This is a genomic window from Luteimonas deserti, from assembly GCF_013425765.1.
GTDB lineage: Bacteria > Pseudomonadota > Gammaproteobacteria > Xanthomonadales > Xanthomonadaceae > Luteimonas > Luteimonas deserti.
Genome location: NZ_JACCJZ010000020.1, coordinates 276,298 through 300,853 on the forward strand (window position 1 = coordinate 276,298; position 24,556 = coordinate 300,853).

At 71.1% G+C, this 24,556-nt stretch carries 23 protein-coding genes and 1 tRNA gene; 16 read left to right on the forward strand and 8 right to left on the reverse strand.

Translation table 11 applies throughout. The annotated features are described in order from the left end of the window. Positions 1–23: 23 nt before the first annotated feature. The 4 genes from H0E82_RS13830 to H0E82_RS13845 form a co-directional block, all read right to left on the reverse strand. Positions 24–515, reverse strand: a complete 492-nt coding sequence (locus H0E82_RS13830) for a hypothetical protein (RefSeq protein WP_180546023.1) — start codon at positions 513–515, stop codon at positions 24–26. A gap of 116 nt (positions 516–631) precedes the next feature. Next, positions 632–1,135: a transcription elongation factor GreB gene (gene greB, locus H0E82_RS13835; protein ID WP_180546024.1), complete on the reverse strand. Its 504-nt coding sequence runs from the start codon at positions 1,133–1,135 to the stop codon at positions 632–634. Continuing rightward, a complete protein-coding gene (locus H0E82_RS13840) occupies positions 1,135–1,641 on the reverse strand; it encodes a hypothetical protein (RefSeq protein ID WP_180546025.1) in 507 nt (168 codons plus the stop codon). The genes greB and H0E82_RS13840 overlap by 1 nt, the downstream gene beginning before the upstream one ends. After that, positions 1,638–3,134 (reverse strand): helicase HerA-like domain-containing protein, encoded by a 1,497-nt coding sequence (locus tag H0E82_RS13845; protein WP_180546026.1) that lies wholly within the window; start codon positions 3,132–3,134, stop codon positions 1,638–1,640. The genes H0E82_RS13840 and H0E82_RS13845 overlap by 4 nt, the downstream gene beginning before the upstream one ends. A 118-nt stretch (positions 3,135–3,252) precedes the next feature. On the opposite strand from H0E82_RS13845, the gene H0E82_RS13850 reads away from it, so the two are divergent. Then, complete coding sequence (locus H0E82_RS13850) at positions 3,253–4,806, forward strand: transglycosylase SLT domain-containing protein (protein WP_180546027.1); 1,554 nt, start codon at positions 3,253–3,255, stop codon at positions 4,804–4,806. Positions 4,807–5,074: 268 nt separating this feature from the next. Here H0E82_RS13850 and asd read toward each other — a convergent pair whose 3' ends face one another. Next, entirely contained in the window at positions 5,075–5,923 is an 849-nt protein-coding gene (asd, locus tag H0E82_RS13855; protein ID WP_180546028.1) for an archaetidylserine decarboxylase, read from the reverse strand. Next, positions 5,920–6,585, reverse strand: a complete 666-nt coding sequence (locus tag H0E82_RS13860) for an SCO family protein (protein ID WP_180546029.1) — start codon at positions 6,583–6,585, stop codon at positions 5,920–5,922. The genes asd and H0E82_RS13860 overlap by 4 nt, the downstream gene beginning before the upstream one ends. A 135-nt stretch (positions 6,586–6,720) precedes the next feature. Between H0E82_RS13860 and prmB the strand changes: the two genes are divergently transcribed. From prmB to H0E82_RS13895, 7 genes are all read left to right on the forward strand, one after another. Further along, positions 6,721–7,692: a 50S ribosomal protein L3 N(5)-glutamine methyltransferase gene (gene prmB, locus H0E82_RS13865; protein ID WP_180546030.1), complete on the forward strand. Its 972-nt coding sequence runs from the start codon at positions 6,721–6,723 to the stop codon at positions 7,690–7,692. 425 nt (positions 7,693–8,117) lie between these two features. Next, positions 8,118–9,236: a chorismate synthase gene (gene aroC / locus H0E82_RS13870; protein WP_180546031.1), complete on the forward strand. Its 1,119-nt coding sequence runs from the start codon at positions 8,118–8,120 to the stop codon at positions 9,234–9,236. Next, positions 9,229–10,254, forward strand: coding sequence for a 2-hydroxyacid dehydrogenase (locus tag H0E82_RS13875; RefSeq protein ID WP_180546032.1), 1,026 nt, complete (start codon positions 9,229–9,231; stop codon positions 10,252–10,254). The genes aroC and H0E82_RS13875 overlap by 8 nt, the downstream gene beginning before the upstream one ends. Before the next feature lie 93 nt (positions 10,255–10,347). Further along, positions 10,348–11,376, forward strand: a complete 1,029-nt coding sequence (locus H0E82_RS13880; RefSeq protein WP_180546033.1) for an aspartate-semialdehyde dehydrogenase — start codon at positions 10,348–10,350, stop codon at positions 11,374–11,376. A gap of 38 nt (positions 11,377–11,414) precedes the next feature. Further along, positions 11,415–13,265, forward strand: coding sequence for a FimV/HubP family polar landmark protein (locus tag H0E82_RS13885; RefSeq protein WP_235974322.1), 1,851 nt, complete (start codon positions 11,415–11,417; stop codon positions 13,263–13,265). 10 nt (positions 13,266–13,275) lie between these two features. Next, entirely contained in the window at positions 13,276–14,064 is a 789-nt protein-coding gene (truA, locus tag H0E82_RS13890; RefSeq protein ID WP_180546034.1) for a tRNA pseudouridine(38-40) synthase TruA, read from the forward strand. Then, complete coding sequence (locus H0E82_RS13895) at positions 14,061–14,693, forward strand: phosphoribosylanthranilate isomerase (RefSeq protein WP_180546035.1); 633 nt, start codon at positions 14,061–14,063, stop codon at positions 14,691–14,693. Before truA ends, H0E82_RS13895 begins: the two co-directional genes overlap by 4 nt. A 369-nt stretch (positions 14,694–15,062) precedes the next feature. Here H0E82_RS13895 and H0E82_RS13900 read toward each other — a convergent pair whose 3' ends face one another. Next, positions 15,063–15,950, reverse strand: coding sequence for a LysR family transcriptional regulator (locus tag H0E82_RS13900; RefSeq protein ID WP_180546036.1), 888 nt, complete (start codon positions 15,948–15,950; stop codon positions 15,063–15,065). 108 nt (positions 15,951–16,058) lie between these two features. Here H0E82_RS13900 and trpB point away from each other — a divergent pair, with 108 nt between their 5' ends. The 5 genes from trpB to H0E82_RS13925 all read left to right on the forward strand — a co-directional run bounded on the left by trpB (position 16,059) and on the right by H0E82_RS13925 (position 22,029). Next, the gene (gene trpB, locus H0E82_RS13905; protein WP_180546037.1) at positions 16,059–17,276 is read left to right on the forward strand and encodes a tryptophan synthase subunit beta; all 1,218 of its coding nucleotides are present in this window, start codon (positions 16,059–16,061) and stop codon (positions 17,274–17,276) included. A gap of 673 nt (positions 17,277–17,949) precedes the next feature. Continuing rightward, positions 17,950–18,756: a tryptophan synthase subunit alpha gene (trpA, locus tag H0E82_RS13910; protein ID WP_180546038.1), complete on the forward strand. Its 807-nt coding sequence runs from the start codon at positions 17,950–17,952 to the stop codon at positions 18,754–18,756. A gap of 95 nt (positions 18,757–18,851) precedes the next feature. Continuing rightward, complete coding sequence (gene accD, locus H0E82_RS13915; RefSeq protein WP_180546039.1) at positions 18,852–19,730, forward strand: acetyl-CoA carboxylase, carboxyltransferase subunit beta; 879 nt, start codon at positions 18,852–18,854, stop codon at positions 19,728–19,730. After that, positions 19,727–21,076, forward strand: coding sequence for a phosphoglucosamine mutase (gene glmM, locus H0E82_RS13920; RefSeq protein ID WP_180546040.1), 1,350 nt, complete (start codon positions 19,727–19,729; stop codon positions 21,074–21,076). The genes accD and glmM overlap by 4 nt, the downstream gene beginning before the upstream one ends. A gap of 14 nt (positions 21,077–21,090) precedes the next feature. After that, positions 21,091–22,029, forward strand: coding sequence for an isopenicillin N synthase family dioxygenase (locus tag H0E82_RS13925; RefSeq protein WP_180546041.1), 939 nt, complete (start codon positions 21,091–21,093; stop codon positions 22,027–22,029). 163 nt (positions 22,030–22,192) lie between these two features. On the opposite strand, the gene H0E82_RS13930 is transcribed toward H0E82_RS13925, so the two are convergent. After that, positions 22,193–22,990, reverse strand: a complete 798-nt coding sequence (locus H0E82_RS13930) for an SDR family NAD(P)-dependent oxidoreductase (RefSeq protein ID WP_328797044.1) — start codon at positions 22,988–22,990, stop codon at positions 22,193–22,195. A 101-nt stretch (positions 22,991–23,091) separates the two neighbouring features. Here H0E82_RS13930 and tpiA point away from each other — a divergent pair, with 101 nt between their 5' ends. The 3 genes from tpiA to H0E82_RS13945 all read left to right on the forward strand — a co-directional run bounded on the left by tpiA (position 23,092) and on the right by H0E82_RS13945 (position 24,491). Beyond that, positions 23,092–23,844 carry a triose-phosphate isomerase gene (gene tpiA, locus H0E82_RS13935; protein WP_180546042.1) on the forward strand — a complete coding sequence of 251 codons (753 nt, stop codon included), beginning with the start codon at positions 23,092–23,094 and terminating at the stop codon, positions 23,842–23,844. Between the two features lie 55 nt (positions 23,845–23,899). After that, positions 23,900–24,343, forward strand: coding sequence for a preprotein translocase subunit SecG (gene secG / locus H0E82_RS13940; protein WP_180546043.1), 444 nt, complete (start codon positions 23,900–23,902; stop codon positions 24,341–24,343). A gap of 63 nt (positions 24,344–24,406) precedes the next feature. Next, positions 24,407–24,491 (forward strand) — tRNA-Leu (locus tag H0E82_RS13945). Positions 24,492–24,556: the final 65 nt, after the last annotated feature.

The following is a 24,556-nucleotide window of genomic DNA, read 5'->3' on the forward strand; positions in this document are numbered from 1 at the left end:
GAGTAGCCGCAGCGCGTGCCGAGTCAGCGGGAGGCAGCCTCTTCGCTCCGGGCGTCCGCATCGACGGCATCGAGATAGGTCCAGACCGCCGCTTCGATCGCATCGAGCGCGGCGATCGCACCGGGCAGCCGTTCTCGGCCGCCGTCACCGCCGTCGTCGCGCATGCGGCCGGAGGCGTTGTAGTCAACGAGGGATTGCCACGCCGGCAGGCGCGTGTCGACGGTCTCCAACAGCGCCCGCAGCGCCACATCCGACCGGGTGTCGCCCGGCAGCGCCAGCGTGTCCCCGGCCCGTGCAATGAAGTCGGGGCCGAAGTGGTGGGTGTCGCTGCGCGCCCGCCAGAACGCGCCCAGCCGGAACCGTTCGTCGTCCGCGGCACGCGGGCTGCGCGGCGGCGGACCCCGTTCGATCGGAAACCCGCGGAGACGCTGCGCGATGGCCGCATGGGCCTGTGCCTTCGGCGCCGATGCTTCGGCGGTGTGCAGCGAGCGTTCTGCGGAACGGGATGCGGACATGGCGGCGCCATCAGGCGCGCGGTCTTTGGCACAGGCCGACACACCGGCCAGCGCCAGCGCCGCGAGCACGACGCGGAGGCCGCACGGCCAGCGCCGCGCCCCGTGCGCGCAGGCGTTCACCCCCCGTAGTCCACCGCCAACACCGCGAACACCCGCGGGCCACCGGGCAGTTCGACCGCGAACTCGTCGTCGACGCGCTTCTTCAGCAGCGCGCGGGCCAACGGCGAATCGATGCTGATCCAGCCGAGCCGTGCATCGGTCTCGTCCGGACCGACGATGCGGTAGCGGCTGCATTCCCCGCTGTCGACGTCTTCCAGCTCCACGTGCGCGCCGAAGAACACCGCGTCCGGATCGGACGGTGCGGTGTCGACCACGCGCAGCGCCTCCAGCCGCTTGCTCAGATACCGCACGCGGCGGTCGATCTCGCCCAGCTGTTTCTTGCGGTAGGTGTATTCGGCGTTCTCCGAGCGGTCGCCCTCGGCGGCGGCCGCCGAAAGCGCGCGCACGACGTCGGGCCGGCGCACGTGCCACAGATCGTCGAGTTCGGCCTTCAGCCGCGCATGCCCGTCGGGCGTGATGAGCGCCGTGCTTTTCTCGGCAGGCGGTCGCCAGCGCGACATCAGTCGCCTCCCGTGACTTCAAGGCGGGTCAGCACCATGCCGGCATCGCGTTCGTCGGCGGACTGGCAGCGCCCGCCGTCCTGGTGCAATGCATGGGCGTCCCCGTGGATACGGAACCCGTAGCGATGGTCGTCGTTCGCGGATGACGCGTCTGGACCAACGAGAATCAGGCAACTCCCTGCAATCTCGTCGATCCACCAGTGTCCGCGGATCGTGCGCAGTCGTTCGGTACCGTCATCGCATTCCAGTGAAATGACGTACTGACGGTCACGTTCGATCAGAAGATCAGCGGCCTGGAACTCGCAGCTGCGTTCGCGACGCGATTCGTCACGCACATGGCCGGTGTAACGACCTTCGAGCAGGTGCTGTCGCGCCGCAGGCCATTCGACAACGTAATGCTGAGCGCGGACCGGAGCGGCCAGTGGCGCCAGTGCGATCGCGATCGCCAGCACGAACGCATCGCGCAGCCGGACGCGTCTGGCGAAATGCGGGGACGCTCGAGTCACTTGAGCCGGATCCCGCCGAGGATGTTGCGGACGATCCGGTTGGTCACCGTGCGCACCGCCTGCTTGCCGGCGGCCTGCACCGCGCCCTGGCGCCGGTTGGTGCCGAACAGGAACTCGTTGACCATGCGGCCGATGCCGCCTTCGTTTGATGCCGCCTGCGTGCCCGCGCTTCGGCCCTTCGCAGGGGGTGCGTCGACGGCGCCGGCCTCCGCGCGCTGCGCCAGCCGTTCGGCCGCCGATTCGCGGTTGATCGCGGTGTCGTACGTCGCGCCCACCGGACTGCCGGCGCGCACCGTCGCGCGTTCGGCATCGCTGATCGCGCCCATGCGGCACCGCGGCGGCGCGATCAGCACGCGCTCGACCGGCATCGGCACGCCCTTGTCCTGCAGCATCGAGACCAGCGCTTCGCCGGTGCCCAGCGTGGCGATCGTGGCGGCGACATCGAGCGCGGGATTGGCGACGAAGGTCTGCGCGGCGGTGCGCACGGCTTTCTGGTCGCGCGGCGTGTAGGCGCGCAGGGCGTGCTGCACGCGGTTGCCGAGCTGGCCGAGTACGGCGTCGGGCACGTCGTCGGGGAACTGCGAGCAGAAGTACACGCCCACGCCCTTGGAGCGCACCAGCCGCACCACCTGTTCGATGCGCTGCTGCAGCGCCGCCGGTGCGTCGCCGAACAGCAGGTGCGCCTCGTCGAACACGAACACCAGCTTGGGCCGGTCGAGATCGCCGACCTCGGGCAGGGTTTCGTAGAACTGCGACAGCAGCCACAGCAGGAAGGTCGCGTACAGCCGCGGTTTGAGCACCAGCCGGTCGGCAGCGAGGATGCCGATCACGCCGCGTCCATCGGTACGGGTGCGCATCAGATCGGCCAGCTCCAGCGCCGGTTCGCCGAAGAATTGCGTGCCGCCGTCCTGGTCCAGGCGCAGCAGCGCGCGCTGGATCGCGGCGATCGACGGCGCGCTGACCAGGCCGTATTCGGTGGAGACGGTCTTGCGCTCCTCGGCAACGAGGCCCAGCAGCGCGCGCAGGTCGTCGAGGTCGAGCAGCAGCAGGCCGCGGTCGTCGGCGAGCTTGAACACGATGTCGAGCACGCCGGCCTGGGTGTCATTGAGTTCGAGGATGCGCGCCAGCAGCGTCGGGCCCATCTCGCTGACCGTCGTGCGCACCGGATGGCCGGAGACGCCGAACAGGTCCCAGAACACGACCGGGCTGGCTTCGGGCGCATAACCGTCGATGCCGATCTCCGCGGCGCGCTGCAGCACGCGTTCGGAGGCCTCGCCGGGCACTGCGAGGCCGGCCACGTCGCCTTTCACGTCGGCCATGAACACCGGCACGCCGATCCGCGAAAAGCCCTCGGCCAGCGTCATCAGCGTGACCGTTTTGCCGGTGCCGGTGGCGCCGGCCACCAGGCCGTGGCGGTTGGCCAGGGCGGGGAGCAGGTGCACCGGCGCGCCGTCCGCGCGGGTGACGGCCTTGCCGACGAGGATCGGATCCATGCGCGGTGTCCGGAAATGACGAGCCGTCGATTCTAGCGAGTGCGCCCGCGCCCGCGCCTTGCCCCGCTTCGACGGCGGGGGCTACCCTGCGTGCCCGTTTCGCTGGACACACCTGCCGATGCCCGTTTCCGTTTCCCTGATCGCCCGGCTCGGCGCGTCCGCGCTCGTGCTGGCGCTGGCCGGTCATTCCGGCACCGCGGACGCCCAGTCGCGACGCGAGCGCGATGCCGCGGAGGCGCTGAACGAGCGCATGGTCGAGGCCGAGGCGCGCTATCGTCAGGCGCTGGTGCGCATCGCCAACGACGATCCGGCGGGACTCGACGCGAGCAATGCCGCGCTCGAGGACATGGAGGACGTGATTCTGGCCTGCGAGCGCCAGCGCGGCTGCAGCGTGTCCCAGCTGTTGACCACCTACAAGCGTCTGCTCAAGGCCGATGCCGACGCCCAGGCCGGGCAGGGCCCCGATGCCGGCGACCCCCTCGTCGTCGAGGAGGGCGGCCTGCCGACGGCCGACGTGCCGGCAGCGGCCAGCGCCGCGGCGCTGCTCAGCGAGGACGAGCGCTTCAAGCGCATGGTCGAACTCAATCCGGCCGTGCAGGCCTCGATCCGCCGCTGGCTCACCGACATGCGCGTGTCGCTGATCACCAGCCACGAGAACTACCAGTACATGCGCCACCTGATGTCGCCGGCGTTCAAGCGCAGCGGGCTGCCCGAGGCGCTGTTGTTCGGCATCCTGGCCAAGGAATCCAACGGGCGCGTGCATGCACGCTCGCGCGCGGGCGCCGCCGGGCCGCTGCAGTTCATGCCGGCCACCGGCCGCCGCTTCGGCCTCGGCCCCGATGGAAGCGGATTCGACACGCGCTACGACCCACGCCTGTCCGCCGACGCCGCCGCGGTGTATCTCAACGAGCGCTTCGCGCAGCACGGCAACGAGATCGAGTACTGGCTCGCCGGCTACAACGGCGGCGAGGGCCGGGCGCTGCGCATCTTCCGCGAAGCCAACGGGCGCCGCTTCTGGGATCCCGATGTCTACAACCAGTTTCCGGCCGAAACCAAGGACTACGTGCCGATGGTGATCGCCGCGGCATGGCTGTACCTGCATCCCGAGGAATACGGTCTGACCTTTCCCCGTATCGATGCCCGCCCGGCCACGTTCACCCTCGAGCGCCCGGCATCGATCTACGCGCTGACGATCTGCCTCGGCAACGGCAATACCCGCGACGGCTACATGCGCGCGCTGCGCAACCTCAATCCCAGTTACGAGGCCGAGGACCTGATCCCGGCGGGGACCACGCTCAACGGAACGGTCCGCATGGCCGGGCTCTACCGGCAGTGGTGCGCCCGCGGTGCACGTGCGGATCTCGCGGCGCAGCTGGTCAACAGCGATCCGCGTGCGGCGATCGTGCGCACCGGTGCGATCGAGGTCCTGCCCGCCACCGGCGATGTGCCGCCGGCGGCATTGCCGCCCGCGCCCGCCGCGCCCCGACCGCCACAGGCGGCGACGCCTGCGCAGGTCCGGACGCATCGCGTCGCCCGGGGCGACACGCTCGGTGCCATCGCCCAGCGTTACGGCTGCGACCTCGCCACGCTGGCGCGCGCCAACCAGCTGCGCGCGCCCGCATATGCGTTGCGACAGGGCCAATCGGTCCGGCTCGAGGGCTGCACGCGCTGACGGGCGTCAGCGCGTCCCCTGCGGGACGCATCGGGCACTGCGCGGCGCACTGTGCCGACACGCGGCGGCGTCGCCGTCGCCCGGGGCCGTCTGGACGGCCGCGTACGGCTACAACCCGCGGCTCGTGCTCCGGGCATGAAGGCCACGACCGCCCGGCAGGGCGGATGCGGACCGGCGTGTGGCCTCGCGCCGGTGCCCGGACATCCGATTCGCGTCTCTGCACCCGGCGCCGGCCCACGCCACGCGCAGCCGGATCCGTGTCCCGGACTCAGGGGGCCGGTCGACGGGCCAGCGCCTGGCCCAGCCGGACCGGGCACTCGGGCCCGAGACCCGGCACCAGCTCGGCGGCGCCGCGCGGCAGCAGCACGACCACCGTCGAGCCGTAGTTGAACCGGGCCATTTCCTCGAACCGCTGCAGCGTGATCCCCCGGCCGCGCCAGTCCTTGCGCTGCACCCGATCGCCATAGGCGGGAATCTCCTCGCCGCTCCAGACCGTCTCCACCCCCGAGACCAGCAACGCGCCGACCATCACCTGGACCATCGGCCCGAAGTCGGTATCGAAATGGCACACCAGGCGCTCGTTGCGGGCGAACAGCCGGGGCACCTTCGCCACCGCTGCCGTGCCGACGCTGAAGAGACGTCCGGGCACGTGCACGGTCTCGCGCAGGGTGCCCGTCCACGGCATGTGCACCCGGTGGTAATCGCGCGGCGACAGGTAGACGGTGGCGTAGCTGCCGTCGAGGAAAGGCGCCGCGTCGGCTTCGTCGCCCAGCAACTCGGCCACGGTGAACGATTGCCCCTTGGCCTGGAAGATGCGGCCCGCCTCGATGCGTCCGCACTGGCTGATGTGGCCGTCGGCCGGCATCAGCAAGGCGCGCGGGTCCGGGTCCGGCACGCGCGCACCCGGGCGCAGGGCGCGGGTGAAGAAGGCATTGAAGCTGGCATATGACCCCGGGTCCGGATCGGCGGCTTCCGACAGGTCCACGCCGAACCGGCGCACGACCGTGTCGATCAGCCAGCGCCGGGTGCCGGGCGCCCGGGAATACGCGAGACGCCGCGCCAGGGACGACAGCAGGCGATGCGGCAGTACATAGGTGAGGGCGGTGACGAGGCTCATGGGCGGGTCTCCGCTGTCAGGCGCGACAGGTCGGCGGCGATCGCATCGGGCCGCGGCGTCTCGGCGTTGAGCACGCTGCCCGAGACCACGCCGGCCACGCGGCCCTGTGGGTCGAGCACCGCCAGCGAGGCGCTGTGATCGATGGTGTAGGCGCCGTCGGGCGCATCGGCCTCCAGCGGTACCTTGGCGAACACCATCGACAGCGACCGCGCGAATGCTTCGAGCGTCGGCACGTCCGCGGTCGCGGCGAGCGTGTCGCGGTGGAAGGCGTGTGCGTAATCGCCGAGCCGGTCCGGTGTGTCGCGCTCCGGATCGACCGACACGAACAGCACCCGCGGCCGCGTGGCCTCGGGCAGGGTCTCCCACTGCCGTTGGGCCTGGGCGAGGTGGGTGAGGGTCATCGGGCAGACGTCCGGGCAGTGCGTGAAGCCGATGAACACCAGGGTCCAGTGTCCGGCCAGCTCGCCGGGCAACAGCTGGGTGCCGTCCGACTGCTGCAGGGCGAAACCGGGAATCGGACGCGGCTGCGGATACAGCTGCACCACCTCGAGGCCGCTCGGTGCCGTGACCGGCGCACCGACGAAGACGCGCTGCGCGGCGAGCAGGCCGACGCCGCCTGCCAGTGCGATGCAGAGGATGACGAGCGTGGTGCGGTTGAACATCGGCGGTTCCGGTGCGGGTGCCGTGCATAATACCCGCGGCGCGCAGCGGCTCCTGAAGCGCCGCCTCCCGCGGGCCGGCCCGGCGGGCCCCTGACCTATACTTCACGGCCCTGATTGCCCGGGCCGCCGTGCGCCATGACCGAAGAACTGCAGACGATCGTCGACCTGATCCGCTACGGCGCCAGCCGCTTCAACGCGGCCGGGCTGACCTTCGGCCACAGCTACGACAACGCGCTCGACGAAGCGACCCAGCTCACCCTGCATGCGCTGCACCTGCCGCACGACCTGAGCCCGGTCTACGGGCAATCGCGGGTCACGCTCGCGGAGAAGGAAGACGTGCTGGGGTTGTTCCTGCGCCGTATCGAGGAGCGCGTCCCGGCGGCCTATCTCACCGGCGAGGCCTGGTTCGCCGGCCTGAGCTTCAAATCCGACGCGCGCGCGCTGGTGCCGCGCTCGCCGATCGCCGAGCTGATCCTCTCCGGTTTCGAACCCTGGCTGGGCGGCCGCGAGGTGCGCCGCGCGCTCGACCTGTGCACCGGCTCGGGCTGCATCGCCATCGCGATGGCGCACCACAACCCCGACTGGCACGTCGACGCCGTCGACCTCAGCGACGAGGCCCTGGCATTGGCCGCCGAGAACGAAGCCCGGCTCGAGGTGCGCAATACGCGATTCCTGAAGTCCGACCTGTTCGCTAGCCTGCAGGGCGAACACTACGACCTGATCGTCACCAATCCGCCCTACGTCACCAACGACGAGACCGACGCGCTGCCCCAAGAGTATTCCTACGAGCCCGAGATGGGCCTGCGCGCCGGCGACGACGGGCTCGACCTGGTGCTGAAGATTCTTCGCGACGCGCCGCTGCACCTCACCGAAGAGGGGTTGCTGATCTGCGAGGTGGGCGAGTCGGAACAGCACCTGGTCAAGCTGCTGCCGGAACTGCCGCTAATGTGGATCGAGTTCCAGGTCGGCCAGATGGGCATCTTCGTCGTCGAGCGCCATGACCTGGTCACGCACAGCGCGCGGATCACCCAGCTTGCGGCGGAGCGCGAGCGCGAAGCGTCGGCTGCAACCGCGGCGACGGGACACGCGGGCGCCGGCTTGTTCTGAGCCGGCCTCGCCCGGTCGCGTCTCCTGCAAGCGTGCACATGCGTACTTGGAGACCTTCCCCTGCGGCGCACGGGGCAAAGGCTGCGTCGGACGTCGCGGCCGCGGGTCCGCTGCGTGGTGGCTCTGTCCGGACGCTGCCCGGCGACAGCGCCCGTTGAGGAAGGGGGCTCGCGGCGCCTGTCCGCTGGCGCATCCCCAATCGAGGCGAGCGTCTCTCGTGGCCCGCTGGTGGCTGATCTCCTCGATCTCCGGAAGCGCCGGTTGAAGACGGGCCCGGCGCGCGGACGTAAGGGAAGAGTCGTGCGGTAAGCCGGAGGCGCCGAGCGCCGACCCGTCTGCCGGCAAACCCCGCCTCCCACGACGGCCCGCTCGCGTTAAGCTTGCCGGCCCGCGTTCCGTCCTGCGCCGCTCCGGCGCCCGGTGCCATGTCCAGCAACAGCTTCGGCCAACTGTTCACCGTCACGACCTTCGGCGAAAGCCACGGGCCGGCGATCGGCTGCGTGGTCGACGGCTGCCCGCCGGGTATCGCGCTCGCGGTCGAGGATTTCGAACACGATCTGGCACGGCGCGCGACCGGCAAGACCCGGCACACCTCGGCGCGCCGCGAGGCCGACGCGGTGGAGATCCTCAGCGGCGTCTTCGAGGGACTGACCACCGGTACGCCGATCGCGCTCCTGATCCGCAACACCGACGCGCGCAGCAAGGACTACGGCAACATCGCCCAGCAGTTCCGGCCCGGGCACGCCGACTACGCCTACTGGCAGAAGTACGGCATCCGCGATCCGCGCGGCGGCGGTCGCTCGTCGGCGCGCGAGACCACGATGCGCGTCGCCGCGGCGGTGATCGCCAAGAAGTGGCTGAACGATCGCTTCGGCGTGCGCGTGCACGGCTATCTGTCGCAGCTCGGCGACATCGTGCCGGCGCGCTTCGACAGCGCCGCGATCGACTGGGACGCCGTCGAATCCAATCCATTCTTCTGGCCCGATGCCGCGCAGGTGCCCGAGCTCGAAACCTACATGGACGCGCTGCGCAAGTCCGGCGATTCCGTCGGCGCGCGCGTGACCGCCGTGGCCGACGGCGTGCCGCCGGGCTGGGGCGAGCCGGTCTACGGCAAGCTCGACGGCGATCTGGCCGCGGCGATGATGTCGATCAATGCGGTCAAAGGGGTCGAGATCGGCGCCGGTTTCGCCTCGATTCCGCAGAAGGGCAGCCAACACCGCGACCTGATGACCCCGCAGGGCTTCGCGTCCAACCACGCCGGCGGTGTGCTCGGCGGCATCAGCACCGGCCAGCAGATCGTGGTGTCGACGGCGTTCAAGCCGACCTCCAGCCTGCGTCTGCCGGCCGAGGGTCTGGATACCGACGGCAACACCGTCGAGGTGATCACCACCGGGCGCCACGATCCGTGCGTGGGCATCCGCGCGACCCCGATCTGCGAGGCGATGCTGGCGCTGGTGCTGATGGACCAGGCGCTGCGCCATCGCGCGCAGTGCGGCGATGTCGGCACGGTGACGCCGCGGATTCCGGGGCGTATCGATGGCTGAGTCGCGGCCGAAGGTCTGGGTGTCGCAGCCGCTGTTCGACGACATCGTCGAGCGCCTGCACGCGCATTTCGACGTGGTGCGGGTGCCGGACGTCAGCGAACATGACGCGTCCGCGATCGCCAACGCATTGCGCGAGGCCGACGGCGCGCTGGTGACGCTCAACGAGCGCATCGGCAGTGACGCGATCGCCGACGCGCCGAAGCTGCGCGCGATCGCCAATGTCGGCGTCGGCTACAACAACCTCGACATCGACGCGCTGCAGGCGCGCGACATCGTCGCCACCAACACCCCCGACGTACTGACCGAGACCACGGCCGATTTCGGCTTCGCGCTGATGATGGCCGCCGCGCGCCGCGTCACCGAAGCCGAGCGCCACCTGCGCGCCGGCCAATGGCATGGCTGGAACTTCAAGGGCCTGCTCGGCGCCGATCTGCACGGCAGCACGCTGGGCATCCTCGGCATGGGCCGGATCGGGCAGGGCATCGCCAAGCGTGCGTCCGGCTTCGACATGCGCGTGATCTACCACAACCGCAGCCGCCTGCCGGCCGATGTCGAGCGCGAATTCAACGCGTCGTACGTCGATTTCGGCACGCTCCTCGCGCAGGCCGATCATCTGATCCTCGTGCTGCCGTATTCGGCCGCCAGCCACCACATCGTCGACGCTGCCGCACTGGCGAAGATGAAACCGACGGCGACGCTGACCAACATCGCGCGCGGCGGCATCGTCGACGAGGCCGCGCTGGCCGATGCGCTGAGCAGCGGCCGCCTGGCCTCGGCTGCGCTCGATGTGTTCGAAGGGGAACCGACGGTGGATCCGCGGCTGCTCGCGCAGGGCAACATCGTGCTGACCCCGCACATCGGCAGCGGCAGTCTCGCCACCCGCCGCGCGATGGTCGCGCTCGCCGTCGACAACCTGATCGCCGCGCTCGGCGCGGGCCCGGATGCCGGGCATCCGTCGAGCGTGATCGCGCCAGCCGCGGACGACGGAAAAGCCGCGAAACGTCCGGGAACCGCCTGAGCGTCAGGGCGGGCGGTTCCCCGAAGCCCCAGCAGTGCAGCGCCCGCGCGCCACGCGCGACCCACATCCAGAATTCTTTTCGAGACGTATTGAATGTCCAGTTCCCAGGCCCGCCGTTTCCGCGTTGCCATCGTCGGTGCCACCGGCGCCGTCGGCGAGACCATGCTGTCGATCCTCGCCGAGCGTGATTTCCCCGTGTCCGAACTCGTGCCGCTCGCCAGCGAGCGCTCGGCCGGCACCACGGTGAAGTTCGGCGACGACGACATCGTCGTGCAGGATCTCGCCACCTTCGATCCCGCCGGCATCGACATCGCGCTGTTCTCGGCCGGTGGCGACACCAGCAAGGCCTACGCGCCGAAGTTCGCCGCGGCCGGCGCCGTCGTCATCGACAACAGCTCGGCGTTCCGCTACGACGACGACGTGCCACTGGTGATCAGCGAGGTGAATCCGGAGGCCGCCCGCAATCGCCCGCGCGGCATCATCGCCAATCCCAACTGCTCGACGATGCAGATGCTGGTCGCGCTGGCGCCGCTGCATCGCCGCGCCGGCATCGTGCGCATCAACGTGTCGACGTACCAGTCGGTCTCGGGCGCAGGGCGCTCGGCGATGGAAGAGCTCGGCCGCCAGACCGGCGATTTGCTGAATTTCCGCGAGATCGATCCGCAGAAGTTTCCGGTGCAGATCGCGTTCAACCTGATCCCGCAGATCGACGCCTTCCTCGAAAACGGTTTCACCAAGGAAGAGATGAAGCTGGTCTGGGAGACCCACAAGATCCTCGGCGACGATAGCATCCTGGTGAACCCGACCGCTGTGCGCGTGCCGGTGTTCTACGGCCATTCGGAATCGGTCGCGGTCGAACTGCGCGAGAAGATCAGCGTCGACGAGGCGCGCGCGCTGCTGGCGGCCGCGCCGGGCGTCGAGGTCGTCGACGAGCGCGCCGCCGGCGGCTATCCGACCCCGGTCACGCATGCCTCGGGCCGGGATCCGGTGTTCGTCGGCCGCATCCGCGAGGACCTCTCGCACCCGAACGGCCTGAACCTCTGGATCGTCGCCGACAACATCCGCAAGGGCGCCGCGCTCAACGCGGTGCAGGTCGCCGAGCTGGTCGCGGGCGAGGGCTGACATTGCGGATCGGGATGCCGCGCCGCTACAGTCGCCGGATGACGACGGGGAAAATCATGGCGCGCATCGTGCCGCGCCTGCTGCTCGCAGGCGCGTTGCTGGCGCTTGCCGGGCCGGTGCTGGCGCTGGGACTGGGCCGTATCGAGGTCCGCTCGCAGCAGGGACAGCCGCTGCTGGCGGAGATCCCCATCGTCTCCAGCGATCCGGACGAGCTGCGCGAGCTGCAGGCGCGGCTGGCCTCGCCCGAGACCTTCGCGCGCATCGGCCTCGAGCCGCCGCAGGGTCTGGTCTCGAATCTTCAGTTCAGCGTGGCGCTGGATCCGCGGGGGCGTCCGGTGATCCGGGTGACGAGCAGCGCGCCGGTCGAGCAGGAATCGCTGACCTTTCTGGTCGAGGTGGACTGGGGGCAAGGTCGCCTGGTGCGCGAGTACTCCGCGCTCGTCGCCGTGCCCGACACCCTGGCCGCACCGGCGCAGCCGTCGATCCAGGCGCCGGTGGCCGCACCGCCGGCCACGATCGTACGCGCGCCGGAGACCGCGCCTGCGGCGCCTCCGGGCGAGGCCCGCCCCGACGATGCGCCGCCCACGCCCGATGCGGTCGCCGCGCAGCCACCCGCACCGTCCGCGCCGCGGCCCGCACCGGCGCAGCCGGTCGCGACGCCGGGTGAGCTGCCGCCGGTGCAGGCCGGGCAGACGCTCTCGGGCATCGCCGCGCCGATCGCGGCCGAGGCCGGCATCAGCGTCAACCAGGCGATGTTGCTGCTGCTGCGCACCAATCCCGATGCCTTCATCGGCGGCAACCTCAACCTGGTGCGCCAGGGGGCGGTGCTGCGCGTACCGCCCCGTGACCAATGGAACGAACTCAGCGCGGCCGAGGCCAATGCCGTGGTTCGCGAGCAGGTCGGGCAATGGCGTGACATGCGTCGGCCGGCGCCGCAGCCCGCGACGCCCACGGCCGAGACATCGGGCGCCGACGCGACCGCAGCGGCCGGTCCTGCCCCCCGTACCGCGGCCGCGCGGCTCGAAATCACACCGCCCGCCAGCGACAGCCAGCCGGCGGGCAGCCAATCCGGCATCGCCGCCGGTGCCGGAGGAGACATGCTGCGTCAGGAACTGCAACAGGCCAACGAATCGCTGGCCGCGCGCACGGCTGAAATCGAGGAACTCAAGGCGCGCCTGGCGGACCTCGAAGCGCTGCAGCAGCAACAGCAGCAGCTGATCGCGCTCAAGGACGCCGACCTGGCGGCAGCGCAGCAGCGTCTGGAGACGAGCAACCAGCAGCAGGCGGCGAGTGGTGCGTTTCCGTGGATCTGGCTCGGGCTCGCGCTGCTCGTCGTCGCTGCGCTGGCATTCGTGCTCGGACGACGCGTTCGCATTCCGGCGAGCGCGCCGCAGCGTCGCTTCGACAGTGCCGCCCTCGCCGCCGGCATGCCGCGCACCGCCTCCCCTGTCACTGCGGCCCCCGCCGAGACACCTGCATTCGCCGCGCCCCCGCCGCCGGTGGCCGCCGTTCCCGAACCGGCACCCGCCGTCGCCGCACCGGCATCGGCCGTGCGTCCGACCTGGCACGCAGGGACAGGCGCCGCGACCCGCGTCTCGCCGGTGCCCGTGCAGGTCGCGCTCGCGCAGACGGACGCTCCGGCTGCGCCCGCCGGCGGACGTGTCGACGACGGGGCCGCGGTTGCCCGCGCGCGCGACGAGGATGCCGCGACGACGGCTGCGCTCGAGACGCCGGAGTTGCCGGCAGGCGTGGAGCGTCTCGAGCTGGCCCGTGCCTATCTCGATCTCGGCGACACCGCGACCGCGCGTACGCTGCTGGCCGAAGTGGCGGCGGGCGACGACACCGCCGCGCGCGACGAGGCGGCGCAGCTGCTGCGCACCCTCGGCTGATCCCGCCGCGATGCGTCTCGCGCTGGGCGTCGAGTACGACGGCAACCCGTTTCTCGGCTGGCAGCGCCTGAGCAAGGCCGGCGAGGGGGGGCAGGAGTCGGTGCAGGCCGCGCTGGAAACCGCGCTGGGCCGCATCGCCACGCATCCGGTGGCCACCACCTGCTCCGGACGCACCGACGCCGGCGTGCATGCGCGTTGCCAGGTGGTGCATTTCGACACAGATGCCGTCCGCACGCCGCGCGCCTGGATGCTCGGAACCACCACCCACCTGCCACCCTCGGTGTGCGTGCACTGGTGCCAGCCGGTGCCCGACGAATTCAATGCGCGCTTCTCCGCCCGCGCGCGGCACTACCGCTACAGCATCCTCAACCGCGCGGTGCGCCCTGCGCTGCATCGCCAGTACCTGTCCTGGGAATTGCGGCCGCTGGATGCCGGTGCGATGCACCGTGCTGCACAGGCGCTGGTCGGCGAACAGGATTTTTCGGCCTTCCGCAGCGCCCAGTGCCAGGCTCCGCACGCGCGGCGCGACCTGCAGCGCATTTCCGTCGAGCGCATCGGCGACGAGGTGGTGGTCGAAGTGCAGGCGAATGCCTTCCTGCACCACATGGTGCGCAACATCGTCGGCTCGCTGCTGGAGATCGGCGCGGGGGCGCAGGACGAGGCCTGGATCGCGACGCTGTTGGCCGAGCGCGATCGCACCCGGGCCGGACCGACCGCGCCGGCCGCCGGACTGGTGTTCCTCGGCCCGCTGTATCCGCCGGAGTGGGGGCTTCCGGCCGGCGTGACGCTGCCGCCGTGAGCGACGGGGCCCCAGCGCACATCAAGTTCTGCGGGCTCACGCGCGCGCAGGACGTGGACGCGGCGATCGCGCTCGGCGTCGACTGCATCGGGTTGGTGTTCGCGCCGCGCAGCAGCCGGCGTCTCGGGCTCGAGGCAGGCCACGCCCTGCGTACGCGTGTGCCGGCCCACGTGCGGGTGGTCGCGCTGGTGATGGACCAGCCGGCCGCGGACGTGGCCGCGGTGGTCGATGCGGTGGCGCCGGACATCCTGCAGTTCCACGGCGCCGAGGACGACGCCTTCTGCCGCGGATTCGGACGGCCGTACTGGAAGGCGATCGCGATGGGCGGTGATCCGGCCGCCGCGCTGGCCTCGCTGCCGGCCTATCCCGGTGCCGCAGCCTTCCTCTTCGACGGGCACGCGGCCGGCGAGCCGGGTGGTGGGGGCCTGGCCTTCGACTGGCGGTCCCTGCCGCGCGCGCTCGACCGGCCGTTCTGGCTGGCGGGCGGGCTCGACGGTGACAACGTCGCGCGGGCCGTGGCGATCGCAGCGCCGACGGGCGTGGATGTCTCCAGCGGCATCGAGTCCGGGCCCGGCATCAAGGATGCCGCACGGATGCGCGCCTTCGTGGAGGCGGTGCGCCGCGTCTGATCCGCGCGCGGGTTGCCGAACTTGGCGGCGGCGGCCGTCGCCCTTGGGCGGCCCGCATCGGACCCGGCGCGATGGCGGGCCGACACCCGCCTGGTGCCTGCGCCGTCCGAGCAGTCGCCGCCGGATCCCGGGCAGGCCGGATGCAGCCGCTCTGCATCCCCCGCGTGCAGGCGCAGCCGCGGGTGCAGGCCGGACGCAGCGCTGCGCAGGCGGCGTGGCAGGCCACGATCGCGCGCCCTGCGCGCCCCGGGCGCGCGCGACGCACCCGGCCGCTCAGCGATCGCGGCTCCGGTTCACGGCGGATGGCCGGCGATACCGAATCGGCGGGCAAGCCCGTCTCCGGCGGGAGCGTCGAGCGCGCGCGCAGACTCAGCCCAGCTGCTGCGCCAGCCAGCCAGCCAGCGGCTCGAACCGTGCGTCGTCGTCGTCCCGCCGCGTCGCCAGCACCCAGTGCGCATCGGTGTCGACGAAGCCCCAGGGCGCCAGCAGCCGTCCGGCAGCGATGTCGTCGGCCACCAGCTCCTGTGGAGCGATCGCGACCCCCAGGCCGGCCGTTGCGGCTTCCAGCAGGTAATAGAGGTGCTCGAATCCCGTGCCGAGTCGTGGCTCGATGCCTGCGGCACCTGCGCGCGCTGCCCAGGCGGGCCATGCCTGTGGACGCGAAGCGGTGTGCAACACCGCCTCGCGCAGCAGCGCGGGTGCCGACAGCGCGGCGATGCGCGCGGCGTCGGGCAGGCCTGGACTCAGCACCGGGCCGATCCGCTCGACGGCGAGCCGGCGCACACGCCAGGGCGCCGGCCAAGGGCCGCTGCCGATCAGCAGCGCGGCGTCCAGCCCGGCGAGGGACGGCGCGAACGCGCCCTCGTGCGGCGCCAGATGCAGCGTCAGCGTCGGCAACTCGCCCGCCAGTCGTGGAAGCCGGGGAATCATCCAGCGTGCCAGCAGGCTGCCGGGGCAGCCGAGCACCAGGGCGCTGTCGCCGCCGCTGCGCTGGATCGTCTCGATCGCGCTGCGCAACTGGTCGAACGCGCCGGCCGCTGCGTCGCGCAGACGCGCGCCGGCATCGGTCAGGCGCAAACCGCGGCCGGCGCGCTCGAACAACGGCGCGCCGATCGCTTCCTCCAGCACTCGCACCTGGCGGCTCACGGCACCGTGGGTGACGTGCAGTTCGTCGCCCGCGCGGACGAGGCTGCCCAGGCGCGCGGCGGCCTCGAACGCGCGCAGCGCATTGAGCGGAGGCAGGGGTGGGGCCGGCATATGTGAGATTTCCTGACGGATCACCTCGATCTTATCGCTAATGGATGCGCCGACCTGTGCGTTACAGTGCCTGCCTCTCCGCACTGCGACGCTCTGCCGTCGACCGCCATGTCCGCGCTGCCCGTCTCCGATTTCCATGCCTGGCCCGATGCAGGCGGCCACTTCGGCCGCTATGGCGGCCGATTCGTCGCCGAGACCCTGATGGGGCCGATCGCCGAACTCGCAGCCGCCTACGACGCGGCGAGGGTCGACCCCGCGTTCCAGCAGGCCTTCGACAAGGATCTCGCGCATTACGTCGGCCGGCCGAGCCCGATCTATCACGCCGAGCGGCTCAGTGATGCCGTCGGCGGCGCGCGCATCCTGCTCAAGCGCGAAGACCTCAACCACACCGGCGCGCACAAGATCAACAACACCGTCGGCCAGGCCCTGCTCGCCAGCCGCATGGGCAAGACCCGGATCATCGCCGAGACCGGCGCCGGCCAGCACGGCGTGGCCAGCGCCACGGTCGCCGCGCGCCTGGGTCTGGAATGCGTGGTCTACATGGGTGCCACCGACATCGAGCGGCAGAAGATCAACGTCTACCGCATGCAATTGCTGGGTGCGACGGTGGTGCCGGTGACCAGCGGCTCGGCGACGCTCAAGGATGCGCTCAACGAGGCCATGCGCGACTGGGTGACCCACATCGCGGACACCTTCTACATCATCGGCACCGTGGCCGGGCCCGACCCCTATCCGCGCATGGTCCGCGACTTCAACGCCATCGTCGGCCGCGAGGCACGCGCGCAGATGCTGGCGGAGTACGGCCGGCTGCCCGATGCGATCACCGCCTGCGTGGGCGGCGGCAGCAATGCGATCGGCCTGTTCCACGCGTTCCTCAACGATCCGGGCGTGCGCATCGTCGGCGCCGAAGCGGCGGGCGACGGCATCGAGACCGGGCGCCACGCCGCCTCGATCGCCGCCGGCCGGCCGGGCGTGCTGCACGGCAACCGCACCTATGTGATCTGCGACGACGACGGCCAGATCACCGAAACCCATTCGGTCTCCGCCGGCCTCGACTATCCGGGCGTCGGGCCGGAGCATGCCTTCCTCGCCGACGCCGGCCGCGCGCAGTATGTGGGCATCACCGACGACGAGGCCCTGGCCGCGTTCCACCAGCTCGCGAAGACCGAGGGCATCCTCGCCGCGCTCGAATCCAGCCACGCGATCGCGCAGGCGATCAAGCTCGCCCGCGAGCTGCCGAAGGACGCGATCGTGCTCGCCAACCTGTCCGGCCGCGGCGACAAGGACGTGCACACGATCGCCGGCCGGGAAGGTCTGGTGTTGTGAGCGCGATGGGCGGGCACGTCTTCGTCTCGGCCGCGCGGCCTGCACCGGCATGCACGGGCGGTGCGGAGCGCAGGTTCGTGGCGACTGCGCGCTCGTCGGTCGTGCATGCAGCGGGAAGAGCCGGCCCGGACGCCCGCCTGCGAGGCACGCCCGGATTCCGTGCGCTCCACCGGATGGGCGGCGCGCATGTCCGTCCTGCGTTCGCTCCGGCCCCGTCGGCCGATCCCTGCCCGGAGGCGGCGTCTCCGCACATCGATCGCGCGTCACTGCGGCTGCGGTCTCTCCAGCGGATCTCGACGGGGATCGCGGGTCGGATCGCACGCGTCGAAGCGCGCGACGACGCGGACCCTGCGCGTCGCGTTCGCACGCCGTCCGAGATCCGCCTGGACATGTGGCATCGCGAGTGCCTCGTGCGCATGCCGGCCGGCGCTCCGGCGCATCCGCAGACCCCCGGCGGGCCCGAAGCGGAACACCTCGACGGGCGGGACGCGGCGACGGGCCGGGCCCTGCGTGTCGGGCGGGTCCTCGATCACACCGGCGTCGGGTCCCGGAGCGCCGCAGCGGCAACCAGCCCGATCGCAGGTTGCCCGTGGGCGCCCGGACGTCCGCGACCAAGCCTGGTGCAGCCCTGCTCCGCACCGCATCGCCCATCGCCTCTTCGACCCGGACCCCAATGAACCGTATCGACACCCGATTTCACGGGCTCCGTGAAGACGGCCGCAAGGCCCTGATTCCGTTCTTCACCGCCGGCGATCCGTCACTCGAGGCGACGGTGCCGGTCATGCATGCGCTGGTCGAGGCCGGCGCTGACGTCATCGAGCTGGGCGTGCCGTTCTCCGACCCGATGGCCGACGGCCCGACCATCCAGCGCAGCTCCGAGCGCGCACTGGGACGCGGTGCGGGCGTGACCTACGTGCTCGATGCGGTGCGCGCCTTCCGCGCGCAGGATGACGCCACGCCGGTGGTGCTGATGGGCTATCTCAATCCGGTCGACATCCGCGGCGCCGGAGCCTTCGCCCGGCAGGCGGCGGAGGCGGGCGTCGACGGCGTGCTGCTGGTCGACCTGCCGCCGGAGGAAGCCGACGAATTCCGCGTGGCCTTCGACGGTGCCGGCATCGCGCTGGTGCTGCTGGCCTCGCCGACGACCACCGATGCGCGCATCGATGCACTGTGTGCCGGCGCGCAGGGCTATCTGTATTACGTGAGTTTCGCCGGCGTCACCGGCGCCGCTGACCGGCTCGACACCGTCCGGGCCTCGGCCCGGCTGCGGACGGTGCGGGCGGCCAGCCGCGCACCGGTCGTGGCCGGCTTCGGCATCCGCGACGCGGCCAGCGCCGCGGCCATGGCGGTCGACGCCGATGGGGTGGTGGTCGGCAGCGCGCTGGTCGAGACGCTCGACGGGGCCGCGAGCGCGGACGAGGCCGCGGCCCGGGCACGGGCGTTTCTGGCGCCGCTGCGCACGGCCCTCGACGCCGGCTGACCGCGGGTCCGGGGCCAGGCCGGGCGCCTGCCGGCGGTCGGTTACACTTCCGCGCTTCACGGCCCCGTACGGGTCGTCGGGAGCCTCATACGCCCATGTCCTGGTTGCAGAAGATCATGCCGCCGCGCATCCGCACCGATGCGGCCGCGGTCAAGAAGCGCAGCGTCCCCGAAGGCCTGTGGGACAAGTGCGAGCGCTGCAGCGCCGTGCTCTACGGCCCGGAACTCGAGGAGAACCTCGAGGTCTGCCCGAAGTGCAACCACCATCGCCCGATCCGCGCGCGCGCGCGCCTCAGGACCTTTCTCGATGCAGGCTCCGGCCGCGAGATCGCGGGCGATCTCGGTCCGACCGACGTGCTGAAGTTCAAGGACCAGAAGAAGTACGCCGACCGGATCAAGGCGGCCCAGCGGGCGACCGGCGAACGCGATGCGCTGGTGGTGATGGAAGGCCTGCTCAAGACGCGGCCGATCGTCGCGTCGGCGTTCGATTTCGCCTACATGGGCGGCTCGATGGGGTCGGTGGTCGGCGAGCGCTTCACCCGCGGCGCCGAGCGCGCGCTGGAGATCGGCTGTCCCTTCGTGAACTTCTCCGCCAGCGGCGGTGCGCGGATGCAAGAGAGCCTGTTCTCGCTGCTGCAGATGGCCAAGACCTCGGCGGCGCTCGGCCGGCTCCGCGCTGCAGGCCTGCCCTACATCTCGGTGATGACCCATCCCACCACCGGCGGCGTTTCCGCATCGTTCGCGATGCTGGGCGACATCAACATGGCCGAGCCCGAAGCGCTGATCGGCTTCGCCGGCCCGCGCGTGATCGAGCAGACGGTGCGCGAAACGTTGCCCGAGGGCTTCCAGCGCAGCGAATTCCTGCTCGAGCACGGCGCGATCGACCAGATCTGCGACCGGCGCGAACTGCGCGATCGCATCGCACGGTTGATGGCGCTGATGATGCGCCAGCCCGGGGTGGAGGCCGCGGCGTGAGCCGGCGCTGGTTCGGCACAGACGGCATCCGCGGGCGGGTGGGCGAAGGCGCGATTTCCGCCGACTTCGTCCTGCGTCTGGGCAATGCCTACGGGCATTCACTGCGCGCACGCGGCAGCGACTGGCGCCGGCCCCAGGTGCTGATCGGCAAGGACACGCGGATTTCGAACTACATGTTCGAGGCGGCGCTGGAGGCCGGGTTGGTGGCCGCGGGCGTGGACGTTCAGCTGATGGGCCCCATGCCGACACCGGCCGTGGCGCATCTCACCCGCTCGCTCGGTGCCGACGGCGGCATCGTGATCTCCGCCTCGCACAACCCGCACCACGACAACGGCATCAAGTTCTTCAGCGCCCACGGCGAGAAGCTCGACGACGCCAGCGAGCTGGCGATCGAGGCGGCGCTGGAGCAGCCCTTCCACACCGTCGCCTCGGAGAAGCTCGGCAAGGCCGTCCGCACCCGCGATGCGGTCGGCCGCTACGTCGAAGCCTGCAAGGCCTCGGTGCCGCGTGGCTTCGACCTCGACGGCATGCGCATCGTCGTCGACTGCGCCAACGGCGCGACCTACCAGGTCGGCCCGATCGTGCTGCGCGAGCTCGGCGCGCAGGTCGAGGTGATCGGCGCGGAGCCCAATGGCGTGAACATCAACGACGGCGTCGGCTCGACCCATCCGGCCGCGCTGGCCGCGCGGGTGGGGCAGAGCGGTGCCAATCTCGGTATCGCGTTCGACGGCGACGGCGACCGTGTGCTGTTCGTGGATGCGGACGGCATCGTGCGCGACGGCGACGACCTGCTGTACGTGCTGGCCAGCGACTGGAACCGCCAGGGTCGCCTGCGCGGGCCCGTGGTCGGGACGCTGATGAGCAACTACGGCCTCGAGCGCGCGTTCGGCGAGGCCGGTATCGGCTTCCTGCGTGCCAAGGTCGGCGATCGCCATGTCCACCAGATGCTGCTCGAACACGACGGCATCCTCGGCGGCGAGACCTCGGGGCATCTGCTGTGTCTCGACCGCGCGACCACCGGCGACGGCATCATCAGCGCCCTGCAGGTGCTCGAGGTGCTGCGCCGGCGCGGAATCTCGCTGCAGGAGGCCCTGCACGGCCTCGGCAAACTCCCGCAGAAGACCGTCAACGTGCGTTACTCGGGCGATGCGAAACCGGCCCAGGCTCCGGGAGTCCTCGCGGCGCTCACCGAGGCGCAGCGCGAGGTCCAGGGCCGCGGCCGTGCGTTCCTGCGCCCGTCGGGCACCGAGCCCGTGGTCCGCGTGACCGTGGAAGCCGACGACGCCGACCTGATGCAATCCACCCTCGATCGACTGGCCGACGCCGTGCGCGCGGCGGCCGCGTGACTCCAGAGACCGCCATGACCGCCCGTATTCCGACCCTCGACATCCGCCGCTTCGACACCGACCGCGACGCCTTCGTCGCCGAACTCGGCGCCGCCTACCGCGAATGGGGCTTCGCCGGCATCAACGGCCACGGCATCCCGCAGTCGCAGATCGACGCCGCCTACGCCGTGTTCAAGGCCTTCTTCGCGCTGCCGGACGAGACCAAGCAGCGCTACCACGTGGCCGGTGGCGGCGGCGCCCGCGGCTACACCGCCTTCGGCGTCGAAACCGCGAAGGGCGCCCAGCACTTCGATCTCAAGGAGTTCTGGCATATCGGTCGCGAGATTCCGGACGATTCGAAGTACCGCGACGTGATGCCGCCGAATCTCTGGCCGAGCGAGGTCCCGGGCTTCCGCGAGCACGGCTACGGCCTGTACCAGACGCTCGACGCGCTGGGCTCGAAGGTGCTCTCGGCGCTGGCGCTGCACATCGGCCTGCCGCAGGACTATTTCGTCGACAAGACCGACCAGGGCAATTCGATCCTGCGGCCGATCCACTATCCGCCGATCACCGCCGACGACATCCCGAACGTCCGTGCAGGCGCGCACGAGGACATCAACCTGATCACGCTGCTGGTCGGCGCCAGTGCCGCGGGCCTGGAAGTGCGGTCCCAGCAGGGCGAGTGGGTGCCGTTCACCTCGGACGCCGACACCATCGTCGTCAACATCGGCGACATGCTGCAGCGCCTGACCAATCATGTGTATCCCTCGACGACGCACCGGGTGACCAATCCCCCGGGCGAAGCCGCGCGCCAGCCGCGCTATTCGGTGCCGTTCTTCCTGCACCCCAATCCCGACTTCGTCATCGACGTACTGCCCTCGACGGTGACGGCGGACAATCCCAGCCGCTATCCCGAGCCGATCACCGCGCAGGGGTATCTCGAGGAGCGCCTGCGCGAGATCAAGCTGAAGTAGTCGGGGCGCCGTCCGCGCTTGGAGCGGCGCCCGCGTGGGGCCGTTCGTGCGGATGGACCGCCCGCGCGTAGGGCACGCCGTGGACCTGTGTGGCAGAAGCGCCGTGACCACGCGGCGTGGATCGGCCGGTGGCCCGGTCGCGGAGTCCGGTGCCCGTGTCGCGTCAGTCGGAGCGGCGGATCTTCGAGGCATTGCGCGCCATCAGGGCGAGACGGCGCTGGTCGGAGAGATGCCGCGTGAGTCCGTGCAGGAGGCGATAGCGCCATCCTGGAATCGCGATCACACGTCCTTGTTCGAGCGCGTCGAGTCCGGCGCGCGCGACCGCATCGGCGTCCAGCCACGCCCACGCGGGCAGGCGATCCATCATCGCGCGCGTACCGGTGACGTCGTGGAATTCCGAGCGGGTGAACCCCGGGCACAGCGCCGTCACCCGCAGATCGCGGTCGGCGTTCTCCTGCGCCAGCGATTCGCTGAAGCGGATCATGAACGCCTTGGCGGCGCCGTAGAGGGTCTGGCCGCGGGATCCGGGCATGAGTCCGGCAAACGAGGCGACGTTGAGGATGCGGCCGTCAGGAAACGCCCGGATCGACGGCAGCAGCCGCCAGGTCAGCTCGCAGACCGCGGTCACCATCACCTGCAGGAACGCCGCATGGCGGGTCCAGTCGACGGCATCGAAGCGGCCCGGCACCCCGTAGCCCGCGTTGTTGACCAGCATGCGGACCCTGACCCCGCGCGTCTCGATCCCTTCGACCAGCGCCGCGACGGCGCCCGGATCGGCGAGATCTGCGGTCACGGCCTGCACCTCGACACGGGCACGCAGCTCGGCCGCCAGCGCCTCGAGACGTTCGGTCCGGCGCGCCGTGAGGACGAGCGGCACCCCGTGCGCGGCGAGCGCACGCGCGATCGCGGTGCCGATGCCACTCGATGCCCCGGTGACCAGCGCATAGCCCGTCGTGTCCACCGTCCGTCTCCGTGAGGTCTCCGCCGGACTGTAGCGCCACCCGACGGGGGGCGCGGGCGCATCGGCTATCCTCGTGCCCCGTTCGACACGAGGAGACCCCGATGCGCCGCAGGATCGTCGCCGGTAACTGGAAGCTGCACGGCAGCCGCGATTTCGCCGCGGCGCTGGCCACCGCCATCGCGGACGGGCATCCCGGCGACGGGGTGGACCTGCTGTTGCTGCCGCCGTTCCCCTATCTTCCGCTGCTGGCGGAGGACGCGGCACGCCGGGGCCTCGCAGTCGGTGCGCAGGACATCAGCGCCCATGCGTCCGGTGCCTACACCGGCGAGGTGGCCGCGGCCATGGTGGCCGATGTCGGCGCCACCCATGCCCTGGTCGGGCACAGCGAACGCCGCCAGTACCACGCCGAGGACGACGCGCTGGTGGCGCGCAAGTTCGCGGCGGCCCGCGCGGCGGGCCTCGTGCCCGTGCTCTGCGTCGGCGAAACCCGCGCGGAGCGCGAGGCCGGCGACACCGAGGCGGTGATTGCACGGCAGATCGAGGCCGTCATCGCCCACGCCGGAATCGCCGCCTTCGAGAGTGCCATCGTGGCCTACGAACCGGTCTGGGCGATCGGCACCGGGCTGACCGCCAGCCCCGAGCAGGCCCAGGCGGTGCATGCGTTCCTGCGTGGCGTGGTGGCGCGGCACGATGCTAGAATTGCCGATTCGCTGCCCCTGCTGTATGGCGGCAGCTGCAAGCCCGACAACGCCGCCGCGATCTTCGCGCAGCCCGACGTCGACGGCGGACTCATCGGCGGCGCCGCCCTGGCGGCCGGCGATTTCCTCGCCATCGCCGCCGCGGCCGCCCGCTGAGTACCTGCGCAGCCGGCTTTCCACCCGGACCGATATCACCCCGAGCGCCCACGCAATGCTGCTGACTGTCCTCAACGTGCTGTTCGTGATCATCGCCATCGCGCTGATCTTCCTGATCCTGATGCAGCGCGGCGCAGGCGCCCAGGCCGGTTCCGGCTTCGGCGGCGGCGCCTCGGCCACCGTGTTCGGTGCGCGCGGCTCGTCCAATTTCCTGTCCAAGGCCACCAAGTGGCTGGCGATCACGTTCTTCGCGATCACCCTGTTCATGGCCTGGTACGCGATGCACCGGGCAAACCCGAACGCGATGGACATGGACCTCGGTGTGATGGGACGGACCACCCCGGCAGCGCCCGTCGTCGCGCCGGGCGACCGCCCCGTGCCCCAGGCGCCCGCAGCCGGCACGGTTCCGGTTGCCCCTGCCGCGGATACCGCGGTGCCCGCGCCGCCCGATGCGGCGCCGGTGCAGGAATCGTCGCAAGAGGCTCCCCAGACGAACTGATTCCGACTACAATGCGCGGCTCCCGGACGGGCCAAGGCGCATCCGGAACGGGTTTCGAGATTTGCCCAGGTGGCGGAATTGGTAGACGCACTACCTTGAGGTGGTAGCGGCTTAGGTCGTGGGGGTTCGAGTCCCCCCTTGGGCACCATCGAGAACGCGGGCGACCTGCAGTCAGGCCGCTCCGACGAAGCACCCCGCGCAAGCGGGGTTTTT